This window comes from Streptomyces tricolor, assembly GCF_002155905.1.
Taxonomy (GTDB): domain Bacteria; phylum Actinomycetota; class Actinomycetes; order Streptomycetales; family Streptomycetaceae; genus Streptomyces; species Streptomyces tricolor.
Genome location: NZ_MUMF01000494.1, coordinates 1 through 1,707, shown reverse-complemented (window position 1 = coordinate 1,707; position 1,707 = coordinate 1). Strand labels below are relative to the sequence as shown.

The following is a 1,707-nucleotide window of genomic DNA, read 5'->3' as shown; positions in this document are numbered from 1 at the left end:
GGACCGGCCGGCCCGGCGGCCCGCGTCCCGACGCCGGGCTGATCCGGCTTCGGGACCCGGACCGCGGCATCCGCTACCCCCGCTTCCAGTTCCGGCCCGGCACGGCCGAGCCGCTGCCCGTCGTCCGCCGGATCAACGTCCTGCTCCGCGCCGACCGCGACCCCTGGGGCGCCGCCGACTGGTGGCTGGGCGGCAACCGGTGGCTGGGCGGCGTCCCCGCGGAACTGCTCGGCGTCCTGCCCGACGAGGCACTCGAACGCGCTGCCGCCGAACTCGTGGGGGTGCTCTGATGCCACGTCAGATCCCGCCCGAGGGCGTCCCGATGGACCCGGTGTGCCACTCCCTGCCGGCGGGGACCGTGCTGTGGCGGTGCCACGAGGAGCGGTTCGGGGCCGGCGAGTTCAACCCGAACGTCGCCCACGAATTCTTCAAGGGCAGCCGCTTCGACCCCACCGAGAAGGACCCCTACCCCTACCTCTACGCCGCCCTCGACCCGGTCACCGCCCTGTCCGAGGTCTTGCTCCGGTCGGTCGAGTTCGGCGACGACGGGGTGCGCCTGATCCCCTGGGCGCAGGCGTCCCGGTACGTCCTGTCCGCGGTCCGCACCACGGCCGAGCTGTCCCTGGTGGACCTCACGACCGCCGAGGGGCTGGCCGCCGTCTGGCAGGACGACTGGCTGATCGACACCGAGGAGTACGCCGGCACCCGGTACTGGGTGCGGGTGATCCGCGAACGCTGTGCCGGTGTGCAGGGCCTGTGGTGGACGTCCAAACGCTGCCGGCCGCGCCCGGCGCTCCAGCTGTTCCAGGACCGCTGCCCGGGCGCGCCCCTCGACCCGCGCCCGCGGGAGCGCCTGCGGCTGGCGTCGGCGGACGACCTGCGCACGGTGAACCGGCTGCTGGCGCCGCTGCGCGCGGTCGTCCCCGCACCGCAGGACTGAGGACCGGCACAGGCGACTGCCCCGGCCCCCTGACGGGGGGCCGGGGCAGTACCGGTCCGGTGTGCCGCGGGCCCTCAGTGGTCCCGCGGTGCCGGCAGCAGCGGGCGGGCCCTGGACCGGAGCATCACCGATTCGCTGACGGCGACGTCCTTCGCGCCCTCCCGTACTCCGTCGAGGTACCTGGCGGCGGCGGCCTCGTACAACTGGCGGACGGAGGCGATCCGCCGGCGCGCGGCCTCCTCACGGTTCAGCCGCCGGTCCTCGGCCGTCTCCTGCGCGGCCCGGGCCCGTTCGGTGTCGGCCTTGGTCTGCTCGTGCCGCCGCTGGAGATCGTCGCGCTGTTCGACCGCCGTGCGGTACGCGTCGAGGAACGGGTGCTCACGGAACAGGCCGAGCAGGAAGCCGACACCGCCCGAGAGCAGCAGCAGCGCGCAGAACAGCCAGGTCACCGTCGAGGGCGTCAGGTCCAGCCGGTCCAGCAGGGTCGGGGTGCCGGTGGACGAGCCGTCGAGCCCGGAGAAGCCCGCGAGGTCCCCGCCGGTGGACGCCGGAGTGTCCTTCTGCATCACGAACTTGGCGCGCAGCGTGCCGAGCACCCAGGTCAGCCCGCCCCACACGCCGAGCAGCGACAGGGCCGGCAGCCAGCCGCTGCGCGGCGAACCGGTCGCCGAGCGCCAGCGCAGCATGTGGCCCGCCAGGTGCGGCAGGATCAGCATGATGACGGCAGAGGAGACGGCGAGCGTACCGGAGAGGGTGTCCCCGCTGGC

The 1,707-nt window shown here is 74.5% G+C and carries 1 protein-coding gene and 2 pseudogenes; 2 read left to right on the top strand and 1 reads right to left on the bottom strand.

Annotated elements, in window-relative coordinates:
- Both CCN44_RS44600 and CCN44_RS31125 read left to right on the top strand, forming a co-directional pair.
- Positions 1 to 290 (top strand): annotated as a pseudogene (locus CCN44_RS44600) (hypothetical protein); the annotation flags it as partial.
- Positions 290 to 940 (top strand): RES family NAD+ phosphorylase, encoded by a 651-nt coding sequence (locus tag CCN44_RS31125; protein ID WP_059254131.1) that lies wholly within the window; start codon positions 290 to 292, stop codon positions 938 to 940. The pseudogene CCN44_RS44600 and the gene CCN44_RS31125, both read left to right, overlap by 1 nt.
- A gap of 74 nt (positions 941 to 1,014) precedes the next feature.
- On the opposite strand, the pseudogene CCN44_RS44595 reads toward CCN44_RS31125, so the two are convergent.
- Positions 1,015 to 1,707 (bottom strand): annotated as a pseudogene (locus CCN44_RS44595) (hypothetical protein); the annotation flags it as partial.

What these genes read in the sequence shown, in the direction of transcription:
- CCN44_RS31125 (WP_059254131.1), top strand. Translation starts at nt 290, where the DNA reads ATGCCACGTCAGATCCCGCCCGAGGGCGTCCCGATGGACCCGGTGTGC.